Origin of the sequence: Rothia sp. HMSC067H10 (assembly GCF_001810635.1) — a bacterium.
Classification (GTDB): domain Bacteria; phylum Actinomycetota; class Actinomycetes; order Actinomycetales; family Micrococcaceae; genus Rothia; species Rothia dentocariosa.
The window spans coordinates 1-248 of sequence record NZ_KV802276.1 but is presented as its reverse complement, the minus strand read 5'-3'; the positions used below and the strand labels follow the sequence as shown (position 1 = coordinate 248).

The 248-nt window shown below is 46.4% G+C and carries 1 pseudogene; it reads left to right on the top strand.

The window, feature by feature from the left end:
- Positions 1 to 187 (top strand): annotated as a pseudogene (locus HMPREF2756_RS11300) (hypothetical protein); the annotation flags it as partial.
- Positions 188 to 248 lie beyond the last annotated feature (61 nt).

The window sequence follows — 248 nt, the reverse complement described above, 5'->3', positions numbered from 1 at the left end:
TGTGTTCGCCATGGACGGGGTCGAATATCCTTGGAGCGGTGTGGAGAGGTATAAGAAAGTGTTTTTTCCTCAGGGTTTTCCTGATCCGTTGTATGAGGATGGTACGGAGTGGATTGATGATCCTGATGAGTACCCCGAGAGCACATCCTACACCGGCGGTCATGAGGGAGAAAGTTTATCTGAGTGAATAGTTAGACTCCTTTGTCTGTCTGTGTTTTAGAGAGAAATATGCCTTATCAACAAGAACG